The 24,013-nt window shown below is 60.8% G+C and carries 19 protein-coding genes and 1 pseudogene; 6 read left to right on the top strand and 14 right to left on the bottom strand.

Annotation, left to right across the window (positions count from 1 at the left end; genetic code table 11):
• Nucleotides 1-168 precede the first annotated feature (168 nt).
• On the top strand, nucleotides 169-1,020 hold the full coding sequence (locus tag BMY73_RS01520) for an urea carboxylase-associated family protein (protein ID WP_092404514.1): 852 nt from the start codon (nucleotides 169-171) through the stop codon (nucleotides 1,018-1,020).
• Between the two features lie 617 nt (nucleotides 1,021-1,637).
• Here BMY73_RS01520 and BMY73_RS01515 read toward each other — a convergent pair.
• Together BMY73_RS01515 and BMY73_RS01510 are read right to left on the bottom strand one after the other, a co-directional pair.
• Nucleotides 1,638-3,668: a hybrid sensor histidine kinase/response regulator gene (locus tag BMY73_RS01515; RefSeq protein ID WP_092404512.1), complete on the bottom strand. Its 2,031-nt coding sequence runs from the start codon at nucleotides 3,666-3,668 to the stop codon at nucleotides 1,638-1,640.
• Nucleotides 3,665-5,149 carry an ATPase domain-containing protein gene (locus tag BMY73_RS01510; protein WP_092404510.1) on the bottom strand — a complete coding sequence of 495 codons (1,485 nt, stop codon included), beginning with the start codon at nucleotides 5,147-5,149 and terminating at the stop codon, nucleotides 3,665-3,667. Before BMY73_RS01510 ends, BMY73_RS01515 begins: the two co-directional genes overlap by 4 nt.
• Nucleotides 5,150-5,433: 284 nt before the next feature.
• Between BMY73_RS01510 and BMY73_RS01505 the strand changes: the two genes are divergently transcribed.
• Nucleotides 5,434-6,246, top strand: coding sequence for a crotonase/enoyl-CoA hydratase family protein (locus BMY73_RS01505; protein WP_092404508.1), 813 nt, complete (start codon nucleotides 5,434-5,436; stop codon nucleotides 6,244-6,246).
• 92 nt (nucleotides 6,247-6,338) lie between these two features.
• Nucleotides 6,339-7,187: an NAD(+) diphosphatase gene (gene nudC, locus BMY73_RS01500; protein ID WP_092404506.1), complete on the top strand. Its 849-nt coding sequence runs from the start codon at nucleotides 6,339-6,341 to the stop codon at nucleotides 7,185-7,187.
• Here the strand turns inward: nudC and BMY73_RS01495 are convergent.
• The 5 genes from BMY73_RS01495 to BMY73_RS01475 form a co-directional block, all read right to left on the bottom strand.
• Entirely contained in the window at nucleotides 7,143-7,922 is a 780-nt protein-coding gene (locus tag BMY73_RS01495; protein ID WP_092404504.1) for a TSUP family transporter, read from the bottom strand. The genes nudC and BMY73_RS01495 overlap by 45 nt on opposite strands.
• 799 nt (nucleotides 7,923-8,721) lie before the next feature.
• Nucleotides 8,722-9,489: an SDR family oxidoreductase gene (locus tag BMY73_RS01490; RefSeq protein WP_092404502.1), complete on the bottom strand. Its 768-nt coding sequence runs from the start codon at nucleotides 9,487-9,489 to the stop codon at nucleotides 8,722-8,724.
• Between the two features lie 68 nt (nucleotides 9,490-9,557).
• Nucleotides 9,558-10,625, bottom strand: a complete 1,068-nt coding sequence (locus tag BMY73_RS01485) for a phosphotransferase family protein (RefSeq protein ID WP_092404500.1) — start codon at nucleotides 10,623-10,625, stop codon at nucleotides 9,558-9,560.
• A gap of 226 nt (nucleotides 10,626-10,851) precedes the next feature.
• Nucleotides 10,852-11,166 (bottom strand): SCP2 sterol-binding domain-containing protein, encoded by a 315-nt coding sequence (locus tag BMY73_RS01480; protein ID WP_062388950.1) that lies wholly within the window; start codon nucleotides 11,164-11,166, stop codon nucleotides 10,852-10,854.
• Nucleotides 11,167-11,223: 57 nt separating this feature from the next.
• The gene (locus BMY73_RS01475) at nucleotides 11,224-11,934 is read right to left on the bottom strand and encodes a histidine phosphatase family protein (RefSeq protein ID WP_092404498.1); all 711 of its coding nucleotides are present in this window, start codon (nucleotides 11,932-11,934) and stop codon (nucleotides 11,224-11,226) included.
• Nucleotides 11,935-12,166: 232 nt separating this feature from the next.
• On the opposite strand from BMY73_RS01475, the gene sohB reads away from it, so the two are divergent.
• Nucleotides 12,167-13,189, top strand: a complete 1,023-nt coding sequence (gene sohB, locus BMY73_RS01470; protein ID WP_092404496.1) for a protease SohB — start codon at nucleotides 12,167-12,169, stop codon at nucleotides 13,187-13,189.
• A gap of 178 nt (nucleotides 13,190-13,367) precedes the next feature.
• Here the strand turns inward: sohB and BMY73_RS01465 are convergent, their stop codons facing one another.
• Both BMY73_RS01465 and BMY73_RS01460 read right to left on the bottom strand, forming a co-directional pair.
• Nucleotides 13,368-13,862, bottom strand: a complete 495-nt coding sequence (locus BMY73_RS01465) for a DUF934 domain-containing protein (protein WP_062388937.1) — start codon at nucleotides 13,860-13,862, stop codon at nucleotides 13,368-13,370.
• A complete protein-coding gene (locus BMY73_RS01460) occupies nucleotides 13,846-15,504 on the bottom strand; it encodes a nitrite/sulfite reductase (RefSeq protein WP_092404494.1) in 1,659 nt (552 codons plus the stop codon). Before BMY73_RS01460 ends, BMY73_RS01465 begins: the two co-directional genes overlap by 17 nt.
• 558 nt (nucleotides 15,505-16,062) lie before the next feature.
• Between BMY73_RS01460 and BMY73_RS01455 the strand changes: the two genes are divergently transcribed.
• Nucleotides 16,063-17,187 carry an ABC transporter substrate-binding protein gene (locus BMY73_RS01455; RefSeq protein ID WP_092404492.1) on the top strand — a complete coding sequence of 375 codons (1,125 nt, stop codon included), beginning with the start codon at nucleotides 16,063-16,065 and terminating at the stop codon, nucleotides 17,185-17,187.
• Nucleotide 17,188: 1 nt separating this feature from the next.
• On the opposite strand, the gene BMY73_RS01450 is transcribed toward BMY73_RS01455, so the two are convergent.
• A complete protein-coding gene (locus BMY73_RS01450) occupies nucleotides 17,189-17,431 on the bottom strand; it encodes a DUF2970 domain-containing protein (protein ID WP_092404490.1) in 243 nt (80 codons plus the stop codon).
• Between the two features lie 109 nt (nucleotides 17,432-17,540).
• Nucleotides 17,541-18,236, bottom strand: coding sequence for a pirin family protein (locus BMY73_RS01445; protein WP_092404728.1), 696 nt, complete (start codon nucleotides 18,234-18,236; stop codon nucleotides 17,541-17,543).
• Between the two features lie 398 nt (nucleotides 18,237-18,634).
• Between BMY73_RS01445 and BMY73_RS01440 the strand changes: the two genes are divergently transcribed.
• The gene (locus tag BMY73_RS01440; RefSeq protein WP_175500113.1) at nucleotides 18,635-21,073 is read left to right on the top strand and encodes a UvrD-helicase domain-containing protein; all 2,439 of its coding nucleotides are present in this window, start codon (nucleotides 18,635-18,637) and stop codon (nucleotides 21,071-21,073) included.
• A 328-nt stretch (nucleotides 21,074-21,401) separates the two neighbouring features.
• Here the strand turns inward: BMY73_RS01440 and BMY73_RS01435 are convergent.
• The 3 genes and pseudogenes from BMY73_RS01435 to BMY73_RS01425 all read right to left on the bottom strand — a co-directional run.
• Nucleotides 21,402-21,914: pseudogene (locus BMY73_RS01435) on the bottom strand (ABC transporter ATP-binding protein); the annotation flags it as partial.
• A 38-nt stretch (nucleotides 21,915-21,952) separates the two neighbouring features.
• Complete coding sequence (locus tag BMY73_RS01430; protein ID WP_092404488.1) at nucleotides 21,953-22,984, bottom strand: FecCD family ABC transporter permease; 1,032 nt, start codon at nucleotides 22,982-22,984, stop codon at nucleotides 21,953-21,955.
• Nucleotides 22,981-23,994, bottom strand: coding sequence for an ABC transporter substrate-binding protein (locus BMY73_RS01425; RefSeq protein WP_092404486.1), 1,014 nt, complete (start codon nucleotides 23,992-23,994; stop codon nucleotides 22,981-22,983). Before BMY73_RS01425 ends, BMY73_RS01430 begins: the two co-directional genes overlap by 4 nt.
• Between the last annotated feature and the right edge of the window lie 19 nt (nucleotides 23,995-24,013).

The following is a 24,013-nucleotide window of genomic DNA, read 5'->3' as shown; positions in this document are numbered from 1 at the left end:
GCGTGTCCTTGAGGTTTTCGAAATCGGGTTCCTGCTCCATGATGTGTGAGCATTTAAATTCGATTGCGGTGACGATCACCCGCAGTCAAGCACTGCAACAACCCGAGTAGAGAGGTCAGCCCTCGTCATGTTGGCCCGCGCTGTCCGACACTGAGCCAGGAGATTGTGATGTACAAAGATTACCCAGCCGCCTATCAGGTCAGCAAAGGCGCTGCGCTGCAGGTCGATACGGCGTTCTACAACCGTATTCGCGAGCGTCAGGACAGTCGCACGCTGGTTGAGCAGTTCCAGGTGCCGATTCGGACCGGGCGTGCCTGGAAGGTCAAGGCCGGTCAGGTGTTCCGCGTCACGACACCCGTGGGACCACAGGTGGGCGATTTCAACGTGTGGAACGCTCACGATCCCCGTGAACGCATGTGGGCATCGCGTACCCGGCAACTGCAGGGAGCGCACGTGACCACCTACGATCGCCTGTGGTCGAACCTGCCGTTCCTGCGGCCGATGGTCACCATTACCGACGACAGCCTGGCGAGTTACGGCATCGATGAACACGGTGGCCGCCTGCATGACCTGCTGGGGACCCGTTGCGACCCTTACGTGAACAAAATGCTGACGGGTGAGGATTTTCATCATCACTGTCACTCGAACCTGACGCGTGCCGTCTTGCCTCACGGCCTGACCGAATTTGACGTTCACGATGTGCTGAACATCTTCCAGTGCACGGGCCTGAATCACGATGACATGTACTTCATGAAGGCCTGCCCGGCGCAGAAGGGCGATTATCTGGAGTTCTTCGCCGAGATCGACTTGCTGTGCGCTTTGTCGACGTGCCCGGGCGGTGATCTTTCTCTGCCGATGTGGGGCCCTGAAGCGCAGGATCCCTTGACCGTGTGCCGCCCGCTGGGCGTGGAAATCTACGACCTCGACGCGTCGCTGCTGCACGGGTGGGCACCACCCAAACGCGCAGAGTACAACGGCCTGCACGGCTTGAAGATCGACAAGGCGGACTGGGAGAAGTAAGCACTGCTGCCATAACCCGATCCTTTGGACTGCCCCGAAAGTTGGACAGTTTAAGCGCCGTCGGAACGACCCGGGTCCTGTAGGAGCCGTCCGAGGTTACGAGCGCCGCGAAGGCGGTGGGTCAGCCATTATTGAGGGTGCAGATCCAGCGCCTTCGCCAGCAAGCCGGCCCCACAGTATCCGCGTCATCCTCACGTCTTCGGAACAACACGAACCCTGTAGGAGCCGTCCGAGGTTACGAGGGCAGCGAAGGCGGTGGGTCAGCCACTATTGAGGGCGCAGATCCAGCGCATTCGCCAGCAAGCCGGCTCCCACAGTATCCGCGTCATCCTCAAGTCTTCGGAACAAAGCGAACCCTGTAGGAGCCGTCCGAGGTTACGAGGGCCGCGAAAGCGGTGGGTCAGCCATTATTGAGGGTGCAGACCCAGCGCCTTCGCCAGCAAGCCGGCTCCCACAGTATCCGCGTCATACTCAAGTCTTCGGAATAACGCGAACCCTGTAGGAGCCGTCCGAGGTTACGAGGGCCGCGTAGGCGGTAGGGCAGTGAGATCGATTTTGCCTGAATGACCGCCTTCGTCAGCCAAAAGGGGGGGCTACAGATTCACGGCTGCGTGCAGCTATCCCTCGATCATCTCCCGCACTTTGGCGGTCAGTTGATCGAATGCGAACGGTTTGGTGATCATTTGCATGCCGGTGTCGAGAAATCCTGCGCGAACGCTTGCGTTCTCCGCGTAGCCGGTGATGAACAGTACTTTGAGGTCAGGGCGCATCTGGCGGCCGATATCGGCCAGTTGGCGCCCGTTCATGCCGGGCAGGCCGACGTCACTGATCATCAGGTCAATGCGCTGCGTGGACTCGAGGATCGGCACTGCGCCCACCGCATCTCCCGCCTCCAGCCATGCATACCCCAGTTCGCCCAGCACCTGGGTCACCAAGGCACGGACTGCCGGGTCGTCCTCGACGATCAGGATGGTCTCGCCTGCCCGGGCCTCGACGGCCTGGCTATGGATGTCGGTCTCTTCCTCGTGCTTGTCGCCGTGGAAACGAGGAAGGAACAATTGCACGGTGGTGCCATGCCCGACCTGGCTCTCAATCGAGACATGGCCGTGGGACTGCTTGGTGAAGCCATAGATCATCGACAACCCCAGCCCGGTGCCTTGACCGATGGGCTTGGTGGTGAAGAACGGATCGAACGCACGGCTGATCACGTTCTCCGGCATGCCGCACCCGGTATCGGTCACGCTGAGCACCACGTAATCACCCGGTAGCAGGTTTTCGTAGGCGTTGGTAAAGGTGCGGTCCAACTGGCGATTGAAGGTCTCGATCATCAGCATGCCGCCGTTCGGCATGGCATCGCGGGCGTTGAGGACCAGGTTGAGCAGGGCGCTCTCCAGTTGGTTGGGGTCGGCCTCGGCCGTCCAGAGCTCGGGCTCCAGACACATGTCCAGGCGAATGCTTTCATTGACGCTGCGATGCAGCAACTCGCCCATGGAATTGACCAGCTCATTCATCTCCACCGGCTTGGAATCCAGCGATTGTCGGCGCGAGAACGCCAGCAAGCGGTGGGTCAGGGCGGCGGCGCGATTGGCGGATGTCACACCCAGGTCGATCAGACCGTCCAGATCTTCGGTCTTGCCGCGAGCCAGTCGGCGCCTGAGCAGTTCCAGGCTGCCAATGATGCCGGTCAGCATGTTGTTGAAGTCGTGAGCGATACCGCCCGTGAGCTGCCCTACGGCCTCCATCTTCTGCGATTGACGCAGGACTTCTTCGTTATGCCGCAGTTGCGAGGTGCGTTCTTCGACCTGCTGCTCGAGGGTTTCGTTAAGACGGCGCAACTGGGTTTCGGCAAGCTTTCGCTCGGTGATGTCGGACGTCACGCCTGCGAGCAGGCTGACCCGGCCATTGCGCGCGCGTATCGCCCGGGCACGCACGTCCACCCAATGCAGCGAGCCGTCGGCCCAGACGTTCCTGAACTCGATGATGAAGTCTTCACCGGTGTCCAGGCAACGCTGCAAGGCGGATTGCATGCGCGGCTGATCCTCGGGAAACACCGATTCAAGCCAGTCGTGATAAGTAAAGGGCGCCTGTTCCTCGCGCCCGAAGTGAACCTTGCTGATGTCTGAGCATTCCAGCTCAAGAAACTCGACCTCCAGTTGCCAGGAACCCAGCCGTCCGGCCTTGAGCGCGTGCTGAAGGCGCTGCTCGCTTTCGACCAGGTCCTCCATGCGACTACGTGCCTCGTACTGACGTCGTCGACCTCTGACGGCAGTGGTCACCAGGCTGACCAGTGTTGCCGGATGAAAGGGACGCTCAAGGAACGTGACGTTACCAAGCATCTTGCCCAGCCGCGCCGACGGGTTCTGCTCCGGCCCGCCGTGGTGGGTGAGGAGCACGATCGGCAGATCCGACCAGGCCGGCTGGTTGGCCAGCAGATTCAGCAAGGGATTGAGATCGACGCCGCGCAGCGCCTCGTCGGCAACGATGGCAAGCCCTGCGCCGGACATCAGCTCCTTGCACATGCCCGTCAGGTCGTGGGTGATCAGTGCCGGGAAACCTGCTTCCTGCAGGATCATCAAGGCAATCTGGCTGTCCCTCCCGCGAGGCGCCAGGATGACTGCGCGTTCTGATAACTGTCCCGGTGTACTCACACTTCCTCATCCCGCAGCAGCGGATTGCTCTCGCCGAAATAATGCGGCACGCCGCGCAGCACGCCTTGAAAAGCTTCCAGCGGGTTGCCGATTCTCAAACCGTTGCCACTGATGCGGTATTCGCGAATGGTCGATTCATGGGTGCCTGTGCGCTTCTTGATGATGGAGATCGCGCGACGCACTTTGCCCAGTGCCTCGAAATAACGCAACAGCACGACCGTATCGGCCAGGTAAGTGATGTCCACGGGGGCGCGCATATCGCCCACCAGCCCGTGCTGCGCCACGGTCATGAACGTTGAGGCGCCCTGACGGTTCAGGTACAGCAGCAGTTCGTGCATGTGCAGCACCAGGGCGTTTTCTTCAGGCATGGCCGCCTGATAGCCGTTGAGGCTGTCGATGACCACGGTGCGGATATGCTTCTGATCGACACTGCGGCGCACGCGATGCGAAAACTCGCCTGGCGAGAGTTCCGCAGCGTCAACCTGTTCGATCAGCAGGTTGCCGGTGCGCTGCAAGGCGTGCAGGTCGATACCCACCTTTTTCATGCGTTCGAACAGCAGCCCCAACTCTTCATCGAAAATGAACAGCCCGACCTTTTCGCCACGCGCCACGGCTGCAGCGGCGAAGACCATCGAAATCAGGGATTTGCCGGTACCGGCCGGACCCAGGATCAGCGTGCTGGAGCCGCTGTCGATACCGCCGCCCAGCAGCGAATCCAGCTCCGGAATGTCGCTGCTCATTTGTATGCTCTCGTACCCGCTGCGATGTTCAGCGGCAACGAGGCGGGGGAATACATGAATACCGTCTTCCATGATGTTGAAGTCGTGGTAGCCGCCTCGGTATTTCTGGCCTCGGTACTTGACCACGCGCAGACGGCGGCGCTCGGCGCCGTAGCTGGGGGTAAGCTCCTCCAGCCGGATCACTCCGTGAGCGACGCTGTGTACGGTTTTGTCCAGGGATTCAGTGGTCAGGTCGTCGAGCAGGATCACCGTCGCATCGTAGCGGGCAAAGTAATGCTTGATCGCCAGGATCTGGCGGCGATAGCGCAACGAGCTTTGCGCCAGCAGGCGAATCTCTGAAAGGCTGTCGATGACCACGCGCTTGGGCTTTACCCGCTCGACCACTTCGAAGATTTGCCGGGTGGCTTCTCCAAGTTCAAGGTCAGAGGAATACAACAGGCTCTGCTGGTGTTCGGCATTGAGCAGGTCTTCAGGTGGCGTCAGCTCGAAGACGTGGATGTGCTCACCCAGATCCCAGCCATGGGATTTGGCACCGTCGCGCAGTTCGCGCTCGGTTTCAGACAGCGTGATGTAAAGACAGCGTTCTTGCGCCTCCGCGCCTGCCAGCAGAAACTGCAGCGCCACGGTGGTTTTACCGGTTCCGGGTTCTCCTTCAAGAAGAAATACATGACTGCGTGAAAGACCACCCGCGAGGATATCATCCAGGCCCACGATGCCGGTTGCCGCTTTTGATGTAGTCAAGAATCGCCCTCTTGCGACCTGAGAAAGGGTGGACGCCGATGGTTGCACGGCTGCCCCCGGGCAGTGGCGATGACCGGGAGATTCCGGTTCTGCACTGCCATCACTCTGGACCGTAGCCACTTGTAACCGTTCAGTTTTTCCAGTGGCGGATTGCGATCTGTTCCGACGAAACGCCCATCGAAGTCCAGCAAATGGCGCAACCGTGGCCTGCGACGGCCAGTGGCTGTTGATATAGTCCGGCGACATGGATTTCACCCCTCACAGGCCATTCAAGGATTCTCGCCGTGTCTGATTACAGCGCTTTCAAGGTCGAGCTCACCGACCACGTCGCCCACGTGCAAATCAATCGCCCGGAGAAAGTCAACGCGATGAACGCCGCGTTCTGGGGCGAGATCATCGAGGTCTTTCAATGGGTCGAAGACACGGACGATGTGCGCGTGGTGGTGCTCAGCGGGGCAGGCAAGCATTTTTCATCGGGCATTGACTTGATGATGCTCGCCTCGGTCGCCAGTGAGCTAGGCAAGGATGTCGGGCGCAACGCACGGTTGTTGCGACGCAAGATCCTGCAGATGCAGGAATCGTTCAGTGTGGTGGACCGTTGCAGCAAACCCGTGCTGGCCGCCGTCCAGGGCTATTGCATCGGCGGCGCCATCGACCTGATCAGTGCCTGCGACATGCGCTATGCGGCCGACGATGCGCTGTTTTCCATCCGCGAGATCGACATGGGCATGGCGGCCGACGTGGGCACACTGCAGCGTCTGCCCCGCTTGATCGGTGACGGCATGATGCGCGAGATGGCGTACACCGGGCGCAACGTCAAGGCCGACGAAGCACTGCGCATCGGCCTGGTCAACCGAACGTTCGCCGACCTGCCGCAGTTACTGGCCGGCGTCTTTGAAATCGCCCGTGAGATCGCCGCCAAGTCGCCGATCGCTATCAGCGGCAGCAAACGCATGATCGGTTATATGCGAGATCACCGGGTTGACGATGGTCTTGAATACGTTGCCACGTGGAACGCTGCCATGTTGCAATCGGCGGACCTGAAGCTGGCTTTGGCTGCTCACACGAGCAAACAGAAACCGGTCTTCGATAATTGACCGGCGAACCTGATTTCGCCGGCGCCTGTTGCCGTTGAGCCTCGCGTGCGGAGCCTCTGACGGTGCAGGTCGCTGACTAGAGGAGTTCTTTCATGACGCGCCCCAGGCGTTGGACCACCGCTGTGCTGGATACGCAGGCAGAAGGCGGGTGGGCCGTGGTCCATAGCGATCAGGGTTTTCTGCTGGACGGCAACGGGGTGATGTTTCCCCGCGAGTGGCTCAAGCGGCAGGAGCTGCCACTGATCAGCGAGCACGGCATTGGCCATTTCGACGGCGAGCCCGTCTACGTGCAGGTCCTCAGGCACCCGGTAGAACTGGAAGGCACCCGTTGGCAGACCTTGCGCCAGTTCATGCTGGCCGACGATGCCGACGTCTTTCAGAAACTGGGTTATGCCGCGCAGATCAGCACCTGGGCGCGCGAACATCGGTTCTGCGGCAGTTGCGGTCAGCCGATGCAGCAAGTGCCGGGCGAACGGGCGATGTATTGCCAGGACTGTGACCTGCGTTCTTACCCCAGAATCTCACCCAGCATGATCGTGTTGATCACCCGCGGCGACGAAGTGTTGCTGGCGCGTTCGCCGCGCTTCGTGCCGGGTGTTTACAGCACGCTGGCCGGATTTGCCGAGCCGGGCGAGTCCGCCGAGGACTGCGTACGCCGTGAAGTCATGGAAGAGGTGCAGATAAAGGTCAGGAACATCCAGTACAAGGGCAGTCAGTGCTGGCCGTTTCCGCACTCGATGATGCTGGGCTTTCACGCCGAATATGACAGTGGCGAAATTGTGCCGCAGGCGGACGAGATCGAAGATGCGCAGTGGTTCAGCATTCATGACATGCCGCCTTTACCGGCCAGCCGCTCCATTGCGCGTTACCTGATCGATCTGTACCTGGCGCAGAAGTCAGGCGCCGCCGAACCAGTGTTGCCAGGCCAGGCGGACCGTTAAACCCAGCACCACGGCGATGAAGACAGGGCGGATGAACTTCGCGCCGCCCTGAATCGCCGTTCTGGCACCCAGGAAGGCGCCGACCATCAAGGCTGAGCCCATAGATAGGCCGATGGCCCAGTCCACGGACCCGTTGATGGCGAATATCGTCAGCGCGGCCGCGTTGCTGACGAAGTTCATGCTGCGTGCCACACCGCTGGCCTTGACCAGGTCGACCGGGTACATCAGCAACGTACTGACGGTCCAGAACGCCCCGGTTCCCGGCCCTGCGACGCCGTCATAGAAGCCCAGTCCGAGCCCTTGCGGCAGTTGCCACCGGGTCTTGATCGGCGCGTCACTGTCGAGCGGGGCCTTGGGCGTGCCACCGAACAACAGGTAGAGCCCGCAGCCGAACACGATCACCGGCAGCATCTGGTTCAGGAGCTCGGCCGGCAGGTAATGCGCGACGACTGCGCCGATCAACGAACCGACGGCGGTGCCGATCAGACCGCGCTTCCATTGCCCTGGATGAAACAACTTGCGCCGGTAGAACGTAAACCCCGCGGTAGCCGAGCCAAATGTCGAACTGAGTTTATTGGTGCCCAGCACCAGATGCGGTGGCAGGCCCGCGGTGAGCAGAGCAGGGGTGGTCAACAGGCCTCCGCCTCCGGCAATGGCGTCGATGAAGCCGGCCACGAAGGCGACAAGGGCGAGGACCACGAGCGTGGTGGGATCAACGGTCAGTTCAAACGGCATGGACAGGGGCTTACTTGGCAGTCAGGCAGAACAGCTGCCCGGAAGCGCGGCATTCTACCTGTAACCCGATGTGTTTTGGTGTGTCTGTCTGTGACCGGGCTTTTTAGTTTTTGGGGGTCGCGGTGGGTGGGTTTGTTGGGTTCGCTGGGTTCGTGGGGTTTGGCATTGGGAGGGTGGGCAGATCCATTTTCTCGGGTGGCGCCGATTCACCTTTCCGCCCCTCCGGCGGGTCACTTTTGAAAAGGCACCAAAAGTAACCAAAAGTGCCCAGCTCCTGGTTGGGCCCGACTTCGTCGGGTACCCGCACTCCGACGACGCTCAGTGGGCCCGCGCCGAACGGGCATCCATGCCCTGACGGCGCTCTCGCGGCATCCCTGCCGCTCGACCCACTGCGCGTCGTCTGCGTTTGGCCTGCACCCAAGTCGCGATTTGTGCTGTCTGGACTGTCGCGCATATGAACAGCGTGGGCTGGAGCTAACGCTCCTCGCATTCTTGGTTCGTGCATCCATTTCCCGCACACCACTCTCTTTTGTAGGAGCGTGGCTTGTCCCGCGATCTGCCGGGAACCGGCAGCAAGACCGGTGCATGCGGTGTATCAGGTACAACCGAGTCGCCTGAGTTTGCTACCGCTGCGCGGCAGATCGCGGGACAAGCCGCGCTCCTACACACCTGGCAGAACCCTTACAACTGCACATGTGATGGAAGACAGTTGCTCCGCCCTGCGGCCAGAATCAACAGCAGACCCATGCATCCTGGCAAAAAAAGTCGCGACTGCCTGGCGGTGTGGTGCAGGGCGGCGTCAGGACAAGAATCCGCCGTCCACATTCAACGCCACGCCTGTGGTGTAGCTCGACGCATCGCTGGCCAGGTACAGGACCGCGCCGGCCATTTCGCTCGGCGCCGCCACGCGCTTGAGCGGAATCTGTGCCAGTGCGGTGTTGAGGATTTGTTCGTTGCTGACCAGCGCCGAGGCGAATTTGGTGTCGGTCAGGCCTGGCAGCAGGGCGTTGCAGCGAATACCGAACGGCGCGCACTCCTTGGCGAAGACCTTGGTCATGTTGATCACCGCCGCCTTGGTCACCGAGTAGATACCCTGGAACACGCCCGGTGATACGCCGTTGATCGACGCCACGTTGATGATGCTGCCACCGCCGTGCTCGCGCATCAGCTTGCCTGCCTCGACCGACATGAAGAAGTAACCGCGGATGTTGACGTCAACGGTTTTCTGGAACGCGCCGAGGTCGGTGTCCAGGACATTGCAGAACTGCGGGTTGGTGGCGGCGTTATTGACCAGAATGTCCAGTCGGCCAAATTCTTCCCGAATGCGCGCGAAAACGCTGTCGATCTGTTCCATTTCACCGATGTGGCAGGCGATCGCCGTGGCCTTGCCGCCGTCGGCAATAATCGCATCGGCCACGTGCTGGCAGCCTTCGATTTTGCGGCTGGAGACGATCACATGCGCGCCTTGCTGGGCGAGCAGTCTGGCGATGGCCTCACCGATGCCGCGGCTGGCGCCGGAGACGAAAGCAATTTTGCCGTCGAGGTCGAACAGTTGGGTTTTGGACATGGTGTCTTCCTTATCGTGTCGCAATCAGGGGCGAAGCAGGTTCAGGGGCGCGGCTGAAAACCAGGGACTCAAAGCGCCGAGCGGCCAATCACTTGCAGTGCCATGTGTTCGAGCAGCGTGTTCATGTGAATGAACGGCGCGAAACGTTTGTCCTGGGTCTGGCCGTGGAAAAAGCGGTAGTAGATTTGCTGCACGATACCCGCCAGACGAAACAGGCCGTAGGTGTAATAAAAGTCGAAATTGTCGATGCGAATGCCCGAGCGTTCGGCGTAGTAGGCGACAAACTGCTCACGGGTCAGCATGCCTGGCGCATGACTGGGCTGACGACGCATCAGCTGCACCGGCGCCGGGTCGTCGGCCTGTATCCAGTAGGCGAGGCTATTGCCCAGGTCCATCAGCGGATCGCCCAAGGTGGTCAGCTCCCAATCGAGCACCCCGATGATCTGCATCGGGTTGTCGGGGTCAAGGATCACGTTGTCGAAGCGGTAATCGTTGTGCACGAGGCTGGAACGCGGGGCATCCGCTGGCTTTTTATCGTCCAGCCAGCGCGCGACTTTCTCCCACCGGGGTGCATCCGGCGTACGGGCTTTTTCGTAGCGTTCCGTCCAGCCACTAATCTGCCGTTCGACATACCCGTGTGGCTTGCCCAGATCCCCAAGGCCGCAGGCGGTGTAATCGACTTGGTGCAGCTCCACCAGCTTGTCGATGAAACTCTTGCACAGGGCTTCGGTTTGCCTCGGGTCAAGACTCAGTTCAGCGGGCAGGTCCGCGCGCAGGATGATGCCCTTGACCCGCTCCATGACATAGAACTCGGCACCGATCACCGATTCATCGGTGCAGTGCACATAGGCCTTCGGGCAATAAGGGAAAGCCTCCTTGAGCTGGTTGAGAATCCGGAACTCACGGCCCATGTCGTGGGCGCTTTTTGCCTTGTGGCCGAACGGCGGGCGGCGCAGCACGAACTCCTGTTCCGGGTAACTCAGCAGGTAGGTGAGGTTGGAAGCCCCACCCGGAAACTGACTGATTTGGGCGGTGCCGCTTAGCCCTGGAATATGAGTTTTCAGGTAGGGATCGATCAGCGCTGCGTCGAGTTCTTCGCCGGATCGAACTGAGGTGGACTGGTCGGTTAGCGCCATGCTTATCCCTGCTGGTTATTTTGGATGGCTATGATCATTGGCTAATCTAATGCGCCGACGACGTGCTGAACAAGCCATGGCTGGCCTTATTGGCGAGCGTGTTACAGGTCAATCAGCCGATTTGATCAATGGGGTACGAAAACCATCGAGCAAAAAAAACCGAAGCCGGAAAGCTTCGGTTTTCAAGGTCCAGGTGCGATCCGCGATGGGAGCGCGTATCACTGTCTTACGATGGGAACAGTTCGCTCAGCTTCATCGCCAGCATCATGTCGCCTTCGGCGCGCAGCTTGCCGGCCATGAACGCCTGCATGCCGTCGGTCTCGCCGCTGACGATGCCTTCCAGTGTTTCGCCGTCCATCACCAGCGTCACTTGTGCGTCAGGGTTTTCACCTTCTTGCAGCTCGCAGGTCTTGTCTTTCACGATCAGGGAGAAATTTTTGCTGTCGTCGATACGGAAACCGAATACCAGGTCCAGGCCCGCAGCGGCTTCAGGGTTGAACTTGGCTTTCATCGCTTGTACGGCATCGGCTACGGAGGTCATGGTGTCATCCTTTTATATGAGTGATTGCAGGCACCTTGCGGGTGCGATTGGCCGGGCTCAGCGGTAGGTGATGAGCTCCGGCGTCTTTAACAGTTGCAAGTGCGCGTGACTGTTAAAGGAGGCCAGGGACACGTCGCGACCACGAAACTTCAGGTGGTTGAGCGAGGTGTTGACGATTTGCCAGTTGAGTTCGAACGCCTGGGGTGCAGGCATTCGGGTGATCAGGTGGAGCAGGGCGGTGATGGTGCCGCCGGACGTGAATACGGCAATGCGATCGCTGGGGCCAGCGCTGTCGAGAATCCGCTCCAGGCCTGCCTGGACCTGTGCGACGAAGGCCTGCCAGCTCTGCAGCGCCGGCGTATCGTGTTGACCGCCGAGCCAGCGACCGATGATCAGTGCGAACAGACGCTGGAATTCCGCGCGGTTTTGCGCAGCGTTACGCATGACCTCCAGCGCTTCAGGTTCCTCTGGCAGCATCGCGGGCAGCAGCGCACGAATCACGCCTTCGGCGTCAAATTCGTTGAACGCCTGGTCGGTTTCCAGCGTCGGGATTTTCAGGCCGGCCGCATCGAGTTGTGCCATGGCGGTTTCAGCGGTATGACGCTGACGGAACAGGCTGCCGCAGATGCATCGGTCGACCGTCAGCTCAAGCTGCGCCAGATGGGCACCGAGGGCTTCAGCCTGGCGAAAACCGTTGGGCGACAGAACGTCGTAGTCGTCTGCACCAAAGGAGGCCTGGCCATGTCTTATCAGGTAGATGCTGCCCACGTCCGCGTCATCCCGGTACGCTGAAAGTGATGGGAGGTTATGAGGCTGGCGCCGTGTCTGTCAATAAAAAAACATACGCTTGTTTGAATTGTCGGATTGTCATGTCCTTCGTCCGTCAGACGCTGGCTCCACACGGGGCGCGTCGGTATGCTGGGCGCATTCGCGATTCTGTATACGACGTGCGTCAACGAAGGCTGACTCAGGTTTCAGGCATGTAGGCAAAGGAGCTTCTGTGGAGTTTATGTTCGATTACGCCAGCTTTCTGGCGAAAACCGTCACGGTGGTCATCGCGATCGTCGTGGTGCTGGTAGTCATTGCATCCATGCGGGGCCGGGGGCGTCGCGGCGCTGGTGGTCAGCTGCATGTGACCAAACTCAATGATTTCTACAAAGGGCTGCGTGACCGCCTGGAAGGCTCGCTGCTGGACAAGGCGCGGCTCAAGACGCTGCGCAAGTCGCAGGCCAAGGACCTGAAGAAAGAGAAAAAGCAGGCCGACGTCAAGCCGCGTGTGTACGTGCTGGATTTCGACGGTGACATCAAGGCATCCGCCACCGAAAACATGCGCCACGAGATCACCGCACTGTTGAGCCTGGCCACCCAGAAGGATGAAGTGGTGCTGCGCCTTGAAAGCGGTGGCGGCATGGTTCACAGCTATGGTCTGGCCTCGTCCCAACTGGCGCGCATTCGTCAGGCCGGTATTCCGTTGACGATCTGCATCGACAAGGTGGCCGCCAGCGGCGGTTACATGATGGCGTGCATTGGCAACCGCATCATCAGCGCGCCGTTCGCCGTGCTGGGGTCAATTGGCGTGGTGGCTCAACTGCCGAACGTCAACCGTCTGCTGAAAAAGCACGACATCGATTTCGAAGTACTGACGGCCGGTGAATACAAGCGCACGCTCACCGTGTTCGGCGAAAACACCGAGAAGGGCCGGGAGAAGTTCCAGCAGGATCTGGACATCACCCATGAGCTGTTCAAAAACTTTGTCGCCAGCTACCGCCCACAGTTGCAGATCGATGAGGTCGCCACCGGTGAGGTCTGGCTGGGTATGGCGGCGAAGGACAAGCAACTGGTCGACGAACTGAAAACCAGTGACGAGTATTTGTCCGAGAAGGCGAAGACGGCCGAGGTGTTCCACTTGCACTACGCCGAGCGCAAAAGCTTGCAGGAGCGCGTGGGGCTGGCGGCCAGCGTTTCGGTCGACCGGCTGGTGACAAGCTGGTGGAGCAAGTTGACGCAGCAGCGGTTCTGGTAGAGCGCGACTCCGTCGTTGTAGGAGCGCGCTTGCCCGCGATGCGGTGGGTCAGTTTCCACGTGGGTGTCTGACCGAACGCAATCGCGGGCAAGCGCGCTCCTACAGATCGAATGATTACAAAAAAGCCCCGGCCTCTCACGAAGCCGGGGCTTTTTGCTGCTTGCTGATCAGCGTCGCATCAACGACGGCGAAACAGCGGCAATGGCTCGTCGGTCGCCGCCTGATAGGTGACCGAGAAGTCCCGAAGGCTTTGCAGCGCTTCGTACGGGTCCTTGTCGGCACGAATCGCAAAGGCGTCGAAACCACAGCGGTGCAGATAGAACAATTGGTCGCGCAACACGTCGCCAATGGCCCGCAGCTCGCCTTTGAAGCCGTAGCGATCACGCAGCAGGCGTGCGTTGGAGTAGCTGCGCCCGTCGGTGAACGCCGGGAAGTTCAGGGCAATGACCTGGAACTGGTTGGCGTCCTCACCGATTTCTTCCGCTTCCTCGTCGCTGTCCAGCCAGACACCCAGCCCGCCGTCACGGGCCTTCAGCGCATGGCCGTGTTCGCGCCACAGAGCCAGTGGCACGATCAGGTCGTCGCAGTTCGAGAGGCTATCGAATTCGGTGTCCTTGGGCAGCAAGTGCCAGGTTTCGTCGATGACTTCGTTGTTCTTAATGATCCGTTGCATAGACGCGCTCCTTGAAAGGGTCGATGCCGATACGCTGATAGGTGTCGATGAAGCGCTCGTCTTCGTTACGTTTTTCGACGTACACCTTGATCAGCTTCTCGATCACATCCGGCATGGCGTCCTGCGCGAACGACGGGCCAAGAATCTTGCCCAGGCTTGCATCCCGGCTGGCACTGCCGCCCAGGGAAACCTGATAGAACTCTTCGCCTTTCTTGTCCACGCCCAGAATGCCGATATGGCCGACGTGGTGATGGCCGCAGGCGTTCATGCAGCCGGAAATGTTCAGGTCCAGTTCGCCGATGTCGAACAGGTAATCCAGGTCGTCGAAGCGGCGCTGGATGGATTCGGCGATCGGGATCGACTTGGCGTTGGCCAGCGAACAGAAATCACCGCCAGGGCAGCAGATGATATCGGTCAGCAAACCAATGTTCGGCGTGGCGAAACCCTGCTCGCGCAGTTCTCCCCACATCGCGAACAACTGGCTCTGCTCGACGTCGGCCAGAATGATGTTCTGCTCGTGGGAGGTGCGCAGCTGGCCGAAGCTGTAGCGATCGGCCAGGTCGGCGATGCCATCCAGTTGCTTGTCGGTGACATCGCCCGGTGCGACGCCTGTTGGCTTGAGCGACAGGGTCACGGCCGCGTACCCCGGCTTCTTGTGCGCCAGGACGTTGCGTGAACGCCAGCGGGCAAACCCGGGGTGTTCTTTGTCCCGTTCAGCCAGTTCCGCGCTGTAGTCCGCCAGTGCCTTGTACTCAGGGTCGACGAAGTGCTTGGAGACCCGGTGAACCTCGGCCTCGGTCAGCGTCGTCTGGCCACCGCGCAGGTGAGCCATTTCCGCTTCGACTTTTTCGGCGAAGACTTCAGGGGTGAGCGCCTTGACCAGGATCTTGATCCGCGCCTTGTACTTGTTGTCGCGCCGACCGTAACGGTTGTACACGCGCAGGATGGCATCGAGGTAGCTCAACAGGTCCTGCCACGGCAGGAACTCATTGATGAATGCGCCGACGACCGGGGTACGGCCCAGGCCGCCGCCGACCAGCACGCGGAAACCCAGCTCGCCCGCGGCGTTCTTCACTGGCTCAAGGCCAATGTCATGGACTTCGATGGCAGCACGATCGGACGTGGAACCGTTGATTGCGATCTTGAACTTGCGTGGCAGGTAGGCGAATTCGGGGTGGAAAGTCGTCCACTGACGCACGATCTCGCACCATGGGCGCGGGTCAACCAGTTCGTCGGCGGCGACGCCGGCAAACTGGTCCGTGGTGACGTTGCGCAGGCAGTTACCGCTGGTCTGGATCGCATGCATCTGCACGGTGGCCAGTTCAGCGAGGATGTCGGGAATGTCTTCCAGCGCCGGCCAGTTGAACTGCACGTTCTGGCGGGTACTGATGTGTGCATAGCCCTTGTCGTAGTCGCGGGCGATTTTGGCCAGCATTCGCGTCTGGCGCGACGTCAACTGGCCGTAGGGCACAGCGACCCGCAGCATCGGCGCGAAGCGCTGGATATAAAGGCCGTTTTGCAGGCGGAGCGGGCGGAACTCTTCTTCGCTGAGCTCGCCGGCCAGATAGCGGCGGGTCTGGTCGCGGAACTGCTTGACGCGGTCCTCGATGATCCGCTGATCGTACTCGTCGTATACGTACATGGTGGTCCTGTTCTCAGGCGGTTCACTGCTGCTTAGACGGCCCGAAACAGGCGATGCATTGTCGCGAAGGTCTCAGGCCGCTGAACAAATCTGCGCGCACGGTCGCACAGCCCCTAAACGGAGCCGGGGGAGGTTACCAGTTTGCGAATATGCGCAAAAGTGATGTTTGAATATATGCAAAGAACCAAACGTGATAAGCCTCACGTCGGGTGATCATGTCCACACTTGTGATAAGGGCAAGCGTCGACTTTACTCTGCTCAGGGCCTCGGTCAACCGTCTGCGGTCCGTGTCATCTGCAATCACCCATAAGACTGACAAAAGGCGATGCAATGAGTAACCACCACCCTAAAGTTTCCAAGCCCGACAGCCACGTGGATGCCTGGGCGATCTTCTTCCTCATTATTCTGGTCGTGGGGGCTGCCGTTTTCTGGGTGAGCCACCAATAGCGCAGCACTGTGTCCCCACATGAGTACGCCTTACCCGACGACGGCCAATAAGGTATAAGCGGGCCTGATACAGCTCGGTTATGACGTATGGGGTGGTGAGGCTCGGTGTCCATGATCAGGTTTTTCAGTGGCTGCCTCATTCTGGTCGCGGGTGGGCTGTGGTCCGGCGGTACGTGGGCGGCTTCGGTGGTGTTTCTCAACCCGGGGGCGGCATCCGATCCGTACTGGTCCAGCTATTCGCGCTTCATGCAGGCGGCAGCCGATCGCCTGGGCATGCGTCTTCAGATCCACTACACCGACCGTGACACGCGCACGTTGCTCACGCTTGCCCGCGAGACGCTGCAAGGCAGCGAGCGACCGGACTATCTGGTGTTCTCCAATGAGCTGAACGTTGCGCCGGAGGTGCTGCGCCTGTCAGTCGGCAGCGGGGTCAAACTGCTTGCGGTCAATAACACCTTCACGGCCGATCAATTGAGCATCCTGGGTGACTTGCGCGCCCGCTACCCCGACTTTCTGGGCAGTGTCGTGGCCAACGACGAGGAGGGCGGCTACCTGATCGCCAAGCGACTGATCGAATCCCGCGCGCCCTTGTTACCAGGGCAGACCCTGTTACCAGGGCAGACCCTGTTACCAGGGCAGACCCTCGACATGCTGGCCTTTTCCGGTACGAACAGCACGCCGGTCTCCCTGCAGCGCGAACGGGGCCTGTATCGAGCCCTCGCCGAAAATCCCCAAGTCCGTCTTCGACAGATTGTCCTGGGTGGCTGGCGCCGCGATCGTGCCTATGAGCAGGCACAGGTATTGCTCAAGCGCTATCCCGACGTGAGTCTGGTCTGGGCCGCCAGCGACTTGATGGCTTTCGGGGTGATGGACGCCCTGCGCGACGCGGGCAAGGAACCGGGCAAAGACGTATCGGTCGGCACGATCAATGATTCGACGGACGCGTTGCAGGCGCTGCTGGAAGGGCGTTTGAGCGTGGTCGCCGGAGGCCATTTCACCTTGGGAGGCTGGGCGCTGGTGTTGTTGCATGACTACGACGAGGCCGATAAGGACGCGCGTCAGCCCATCGGCACCTGGCAGGTACGCGCGATGCGAATCAGGGAGCGCAGCGACAGTCTCAGCTTCATGCAGGCCAACGGCCGCGATGACTACGGTATCGACGTCCGCCAGTTCACCGAGGGGCACAGCCCCGAGGGTGTCGCTTACCCCTTCGTGCGCGTCGATGCATCACACTGAGTCATGGCACGGCGAAGTGCAGGACCAGTTGCACGATACCCATCAACGCAAGGGCGAAGATGACCGTGAAGGCAACGCCCATGATCACGAAGTGCGACGGCTTGCCATGATTGAAGTCCCGGGCGCGATTCTTGTGGCTCTGCACGCCAAAGGCTGCCGCCATGACGCTGTGCAGCATCTGCCAGAAGGTCGGCGGCTTCTTATCATCGGAACGTTGAGGTGATTGATCGGATGGCTTGTCCATGGGCCTGCTCAAAAGAGGAATGGCCTGATGAAGAATAGACGTCATCCCGATAAAAAAGCCCCGGCGTCTCACGAAGCCGGGGCCTTCCGTCTACAGCATCAGCGCGCTGTCACGCGACATCCACCAGAACGATCTCACTGTCTTCGACGGCGGTTACCCGCAACACCCGCTCATCTTCAACCGCCACGCCGTCCCGCGCACTGGCGCGCAGACCGTTGACCTCGATGATCCCGGTGGCCGGCACCAGATACGCCCGGCGACCCTGGTCGAGGGTGTACTCGGCGGTTTCACCGGCCTTCAGGTTTGCCGCGACCAGACGCGCATTGGCACGGATACGCAGCTCGATGTCATCGTCCGTTTTACCGCTGGCCAGGGTTACGAAGCCTTCGCGGTTGCCTTTCGGGAACGGTTTGGCGCCCCAGGAAGGCGGAGCCCCGACTTCGTCCGGCATGATCCAGATCTGGAAAATGCGGGTCTCTTTCGACTCCAGGTTGTACTCGCTGTGGGCTACACCCGTCCCGGCGCTCATCACTTGCACGTCGCCGGCTTCGGTGCGGCCCCGGTTACCCAAGCTGTCCTCGTGAGTGATAGCGCCCTCACGTACGTAGGTGATGATTTCCATGTCGCGGTGCGGGTGGCGCGGGAAGCCCGTGCCTGCCTGGATCACATCATCGTTCCAGACCCGTAGCTGGCCCCAGCTCATGCGGGCCGGATCGTAATAGTTGGCGAACGAAAAATGGTGATGAGCGTTCAGCCACCCGTGATCGGCGCCGCCAAGGGATTTGAAGGGTCGAAGTTGCAGCATGATCAGTTCCTCCATTAGCAGGGCCGGCGTAAGCAGCAGCGCTGCTGGTGATGACTCTTCAGTCGATGGATGTATGATCTATCAACCAAGCATCGATAAAAAGCGTAAGATTTGCGTTATTACAATCGAAATATTAAATGTTTAACGATTGCCTGTTTTGCGGCTTTACCTGCACTTGATCGGCTAACTCCATGACCCTAAAGCATTTCGCTGGAGCTCTCCGGCAAATGGGGCGACCATAGACACCTTCTCGTTCAACGCTGATAGATGGAGCCCGCGTGTCGCACGATTTTCCAGCCGAGCCACCCCACGAGCTACTCCACGAGTCGATCGCTGACTTGCCCCCTGACCTGACGACGCCCGAGCGCTTGCCCTTCTTCAAACGCCTGCTGGCCCGGATGATCGGCCGCGGTTTGTCACGCATGCAGGCTCAGCACGTCCCGTCATGGAAGCAGGGGCATGCCGACGGCTTCCTCAACGGTCACGCCGAAGGCATGGATGAGGGCTACAACGAAGGGCGTCTGGACGGTATCGAAGAAGGGCGTCGGGTTCTGGTGATCCGTGATACCCGCCCGTCGGAGCACCGGGGGCCGCGGGTCGACGATCACCTGTTCGATGACTGGCGTCTGGCGCTGACCAACGAGCTGAAAAAACGCATCAAGGCCGATGTGGCGGACAAGCTCCCACCCCATGCTCAGCCCACAGCCGCGCAATGGAAGATGATTTTCAGTGATACGCCCTCGACCTACGTCATCGCGGGTGCTGGCGCAGGCAAGTCGACATCGCTGGTCTTGCGGGTGCTACTGCTCCATCACTACCTGGGGTTCGAGCTGGATTCGATGACCGTGGTGACCTTCACCCGGGAGTCGCGCAAGGACTTCATCAACAAGCTCGTCGAGATCATGGGGCTCTGGGGGCACGACCTGTCGCTGCGCCAGGCACGTGAGGTGGTGCGCACCTTCCATTCACGCATCCTGCCGCTGGTGCGCAGCTTGCCGGGCTTTGAGCAGCTTCAGGCCTTCGAAAATCTGAGCAGTCAGAATACCCATCTGTCGGGTGGCGACCTGTTCGGCCACAAAGGGCTGGACGATGGGGCGGACAGCAACCCCTTTGACCTGCGCATCAACGATGCCCAGCGCCAGCAGATGAACCTGTGCTATCGGGACCTGTACGCGGCCAATGCACGCTTTCGTGAAGTGATGGCGCCGCTGTACCGGCATTCACTGCAATTGAAGGAACTGGATCGCGATCATCCGGATGTGCAGAAGCGCATCACTGTCATGGGCTTGTCGTCCAGGCGTGACGAGGAACTGTGCGACGTTATTGAGGACCTGTGGATCCGCGCGGGCGCCTGGCCGATCCAGGGTGTCGAGCCCATGCGTCAGACCGTCGAGGTCAGCGGGCTGACATTCCACGTCCACGGCTATGCCGCCGAACTCGACGCCTGGATCGTGCTCGGTTTCGACCCGAGTGAAGACCAGCACCTGCGCCGTCCGGACGCCAAGCTGCCGGTCTGGGCCGAGTGGGTGATCAAGCGCACGCTGTTCCAGGCGTTCTGCCGCAAGCCGGTGATCTGGCTGGAGAGCTACGAGGCGTCGCGCGGCATGATGCAGTCATTGTCGGGAGCGGCGGTTGCCGGGCCTGGCTTCGATTACAAGGTCAAAGGCGAGCTGAGCGCAGCACCGTTGCTGGACTGCTTCGTGGCCGCCGCCAGCTTTATCGAAAACCTGGGGCTGGATGTGCCTGACGCCGTCTCGCAGATGAGTTTTTCGGATCAGGACCCGGACCGGTTCTTCTTTGAGGCCTTGAGCCTGTTCTGGAAAGCCTTCGAGGACCATTTGCTGGAACAGACTCCGCCGGTCATGACCTATAACCGGATGTTCTCGCTGTTCGGTGAGAACTCGCCAGAAAACCTCAAACTGGTCGCCGATCAAGGCTTACGCCCGCTGTCGCACCTGATGATCGATGAGTTTCAGGACGTCTCGCCACAGATCGTCTCGTGGATCCGCGCCAGCCTTCGGGAAATTCGCAGCCGTGGCCCTGCGTTGCACGCGGGTCGAAGCGCGCAGCGATCATCCCTGTTGTGCGTCGGAGACGACTGGCAGTCTATCTACGGCTGGCGCGGCAGTTCGCCGAAATTCTTCATGGAGTTTCCCAGGGAGTTCCCGTCACCGGGCACCACTAAGGTCATGCTCAGCGACAACTTCCGCAGCCATCAGCACATCATCGACGCGGCGGAACATATTGTGCGCGCGGCGCCGGCGATCAGCGGCAAGAAGGCCAGAGCGAGCGGGCCGGTGCAGGAATTGCTGCCGGTCAGCGTGTTCGATCGCGATGACGATCAACTGGTGAAGCGTCTGATCGAGCATTACAACGCGGGTGACTCGGTATTGTTGCTGTACCGCAAAGGGAGTGAGCGCAACAAGTTACCGGAGGCATTGCACGCGGTGATGAATGCCGATTATGCGTTGCCGCCCGGTGAGCGGCGCCTGAAGCAACTGACGTATCACAGCGCCAAGGGGTTGCAGGCCGACGCGGTGTTCCTGCTCGGCGACTGCCAGCACCTGACCCGGTCACCGTACAAGAATCAGGTTTACCAGATGGCAGGGCTGGGTAAAGAGGGCGACCTTGAAGCCTTCGATAACGCGCAGAAGGACGAGGTGTTGCGCCTGGCCTATGTCGCGATCACGCGGGCAGTGCGCCATTGCTACTGGTTCATCGACGCGACGGGCGATGACGATGCCGCGGTGCCCAGGGCGTCGTCGCGAGTTGCCGGGGACAAGCCGTTCTTCGAGGATCGACGAGGCGCCTTGCTCAGCCACGATGCCGTAGTGTAGCCCTACGGCTTGTCGGCGTTGCGGCCGTGGGCCGGCATCGCGTGCGCGGTGTCGTGCGCGCTCAAGAGGCGCCGTCTGAAACCGTGCGCAGGCGCAAGAGCCTAGCGCCATCGACCGGGTCGGTCAGCCAGTGCCCTGTGACGCCGAATGTGGTGTGCAGCCGTTGCGGCGTCAACACGTCGAACGGCAACCCCAACGCCACCAGTCGACCTGCATCCAGGACCGCCAGACGGTCGCAGGCCAGTGCCTGATTGAGGTCGTGAAGGGCGGTCACGGTGGTGACGGGTAAGCAATGGACCCGTCTGAGGATCAATAGCTGCTGCTGGATATCCAGATGATTGGTGGGCTCGTCCAGTAGCAATATCTGCGGCTGCTGCGCCAGTGCCCGCGCGATATGCGCGCGTTGCCGTTCGCCTCCCGACAGCGAATGCCATGCCCGGTCTTTCAGGCGCTGCAGGTTCACGTCGGCCATGGCTTGATCGACGATGTCCCGGTCGACATCGCTCCAGGGGGCGAGCGCCGATAGCCAGGGCGTTCGACCCAGTTCCACCGCCTCTTGCACCGTGAGATTGTCGCTGGTTTGCGCCTGCTGCTCGACCACGGCCAGGCATCGTGCAATGTCCCTTCGACGCAGGGTCGACAGAGGCTTGCCGTGCAACAGCACTTCCCCGTGGGTTGGCGTTTTAATCCCGGCCAACAGCTTGAGCAAGGTCGATTTGCCTGATCCGTTGGGGCCCACGACACCCAGGTTCTCGCCCGGCCGAATCACCAGGCTGACGTCCTTGAGCAACTGAGCGCCTTTGACGGCGTAACTCAGGTGGACCGCGCTGAGCAGGGCCATGCCCTCGTCGCCAGTTGCGTGAAATGGATTGGATGCGTTCATCGGAGGCGGTTTCCACGGATCAGAATCAAGGCAAATACCGGGGCGCCCAGCAGGGCGGTGATGACGCCGATCGGCAGCACTTGTCCCTTGATCACCGTGCGGGACAGGGCGTCAGCGGCGATCATGAACAGCGCACCGCTCAGGGCGCTCAGCGGCAGCAAGCGGGCGTGGCGCACACCTGCGACCATGCGCACGGCGTGCGGGACGACCAGCCCGACAAAGCCGATCGAGCCGACGATGGACACCATGACGGCAGTGATCAGCGCGGTCGTGGCGATGAGCGTCGCCTGCACCCGGCGCACGGGAATGCCCAGTGACGCCGCCGAATCAGCGCCAAAGGTAAACGCGTCCAGCGAGCGGCGGTGCCACAGACACATCACCAGGCCGAACGACACAACGGGTACCGCCAGGCTGACTGACGACCAGCGTACGCCGCTGAGGTTACCGAGCAGCCAGAACAGGATGCCGCGTGCCTGCTCGGCGTTGGCTGATCGGGTAATCAGAAAGGAGGTGAGGGCGTTGAACAACTGTGAGCCTGCGATCCCCGCCAGAATGATCTGGCCCGCCGCTGTCTGACCACGAGAGGCGCGGGCCAGCAAGGCCACCAGCGCAAAGGCGGCCATTGCGCCGGCGAAGGCCCCGGTGGAGAGGGAAATGGCGCCCGCGCCCACGCCGATAATTGCCACCAAGACAGCGCCGGTCGACGCGCCCGCCGATATGCCCAGCAGGTAAGGATCGGCCAGCGGATTGCGCAGCAGCGACTGCAGCACCACGCCGGAAATCGCCAGCCCCGCGCCACAGGCCGCCGCGACAATGGCGCGAGTCAGGCGGTAGTTCCAGACGATGCCCTCATCGATGAGGTCCACCGGGTAACCGGCAGCCCACAGCTTGTTCGCCAGGACCTGGGCAATGACCGGGAGGCTGATCGATGTCTCGCCAATTGCAACGCCCGCCATGATCGCCAGGAACAGCACGGCGCTGACCCACAGGCCATGACCGAGCCATCGACACAGACCCTTGCGGTTCATGGCGCGAGAATGACGCGTTGAGCGGCAGCGCCGAGCTGCTCGATGCCGTCGAACAGACGCACGCTGGACTCCATTGCGCTAGCGTCCATGATCACGATGCGATCATTCTTCACCGCGTCCATGTTGCGGGTCACCGGATCGGATTTAAGGAAGGCCAGCTTCTTTTCGTGATCGTCTGCCGGGAAGCGACGACGGTCCATGCGCGCGATCACCAGGATCGTCGGATTGGCCTTGGCGATGGTCTCCCAGCCGACGGTGGGCCACTCTTCATCGGAATCGATGACATTGCGCATGCCCAGCGTGTCGAGCATGAAATTCGGAATGCCTTTGCGGCCCGCGACAAAAGGGTCGCTGTTGAGATCAGGGCTGGAGAACCAGAACACCGCCGACACGTTGTGGCTGCCGTGTTTTTTCGCCTGGTCGACGGCCTGGGCGAGACGCGCCTGATAGCCTGTAATCAGTTGTTGGCCGCGATCCTGTACGTCGAAGATCAGGGCCAGTTGAGCCAGGGTCTTGTACAGCGTCTCGACCTTGAAAGCCGTCAGGCGCGTGCCGTCCGCACCGACACGGTTGTTCTTGCCCTCACAGTCCGAAGGCAGAATGTAGGTCGGGATATTCAGGTCGTGAAACTGTTCCCGCGTGCCGACCGCGCCTTGAGGGCCGACCATCCATTCGAACTGGACCGGCACGAAATCCGGGTGCAGGCCAATCACGGACTCGAAGCTGGGGGCGTTGTCGGCCAGACGCGCAATGTGGTCGTTGTCGTTTTTGAAGGCGGGCAACACGTCGTTGAACCACAACGACGTGCCGATGACCTGTTGGCTGAGCCCCAATGCGTAAAGCATCTCCGTTGCGGCCTGGCCAATGGTCACGGTTTTTTGCGGGGGCTGGGTAAACGTCAGCGGCACGCCGCAGTTGTCGACCGTGAGCGGGTAATGCGTTGATGCCGCGAGGAGAGGGTTCGACAGCATCAGACCGGTGAACAACAACGCGAAGCGGCGCAGTGACATGAACGGGTATCTCCAGTGA

Source organism: Pseudomonas sp. NFACC02 (genome assembly GCF_900110765.1).
Taxonomy (GTDB): Bacteria; Pseudomonadota; Gammaproteobacteria; order Pseudomonadales; family Pseudomonadaceae; genus Aquipseudomonas.
The sequence above is the reverse complement of the archived record's forward strand: the minus strand, read 5'-3'. Positions and strand labels throughout refer to the sequence as shown.

Bases quoted from the DNA above. Each gene is read 5' to 3' on its own strand.
- BMY73_RS01440 (WP_175500113.1), top strand. From the start codon at position 18,635: ATGATCGGCCGCGGTTTGTCACGCATGCAGGCTCAGCACGTCCCGTCA.
- BMY73_RS01430 (WP_092404488.1), bottom strand. From the start codon at position 22,984: ATGAACCGCAAGGGTCTGTGTCGATGGCTCGGTCATGGCCTGTGGGTC.
- BMY73_RS01445 (WP_092404728.1), bottom strand. From the start codon at position 18,236: ATGCTGCAACTTCGACCCTTCAAATCCCTTGGCGGCGCCGATCACGGG.
- BMY73_RS01485 (WP_092404500.1), bottom strand. From the start codon at position 10,625: ATGGCGCTAACCGACCAGTCCACCTCAGTTCGATCCGGCGAAGAACTC.
- BMY73_RS01460 (WP_092404494.1), bottom strand. From the start codon at position 15,504: ATGTACGTATACGACGAGTACGATCAGCGGATCATCGAGGACCGCGTC.
- BMY73_RS01520 (WP_092404514.1), top strand. From the start codon at position 169: ATGTACAAAGATTACCCAGCCGCCTATCAGGTCAGCAAAGGCGCTGCG.
- BMY73_RS01490 (WP_092404502.1), bottom strand. From the start codon at position 9,489: ATGTCCAAAACCCAACTGTTCGACCTCGACGGCAAAATTGCTTTCGTC.
- BMY73_RS01425 (WP_092404486.1), bottom strand. From the start codon at position 23,994: ATGTCACTGCGCCGCTTCGCGTTGTTGTTCACCGGTCTGATGCTGTCG.
- BMY73_RS01465 (WP_062388937.1), bottom strand. From the start codon at position 13,862: ATGCAACGGATCATTAAGAACAACGAAGTCATCGACGAAACCTGGCAC.
- BMY73_RS01450 (WP_092404490.1), bottom strand. From the start codon at position 17,431: ATGGACAAGCCATCCGATCAATCACCTCAACGTTCCGATGATAAGAAG.
- BMY73_RS01480 (WP_062388950.1), bottom strand. From the start codon at position 11,166: ATGACCTCCGTAGCCGATGCCGTACAAGCGATGAAAGCCAAGTTCAAC.
- BMY73_RS01455 (WP_092404492.1), top strand. From the start codon at position 16,063: ATGATCAGGTTTTTCAGTGGCTGCCTCATTCTGGTCGCGGGTGGGCTG.
- nudC (WP_092404506.1), top strand. From the start codon at position 6,339: ATGACGCGCCCCAGGCGTTGGACCACCGCTGTGCTGGATACGCAGGCA.
- BMY73_RS01495 (WP_092404504.1), bottom strand. From the start codon at position 7,922: ATGCCGTTTGAACTGACCGTTGATCCCACCACGCTCGTGGTCCTCGCC.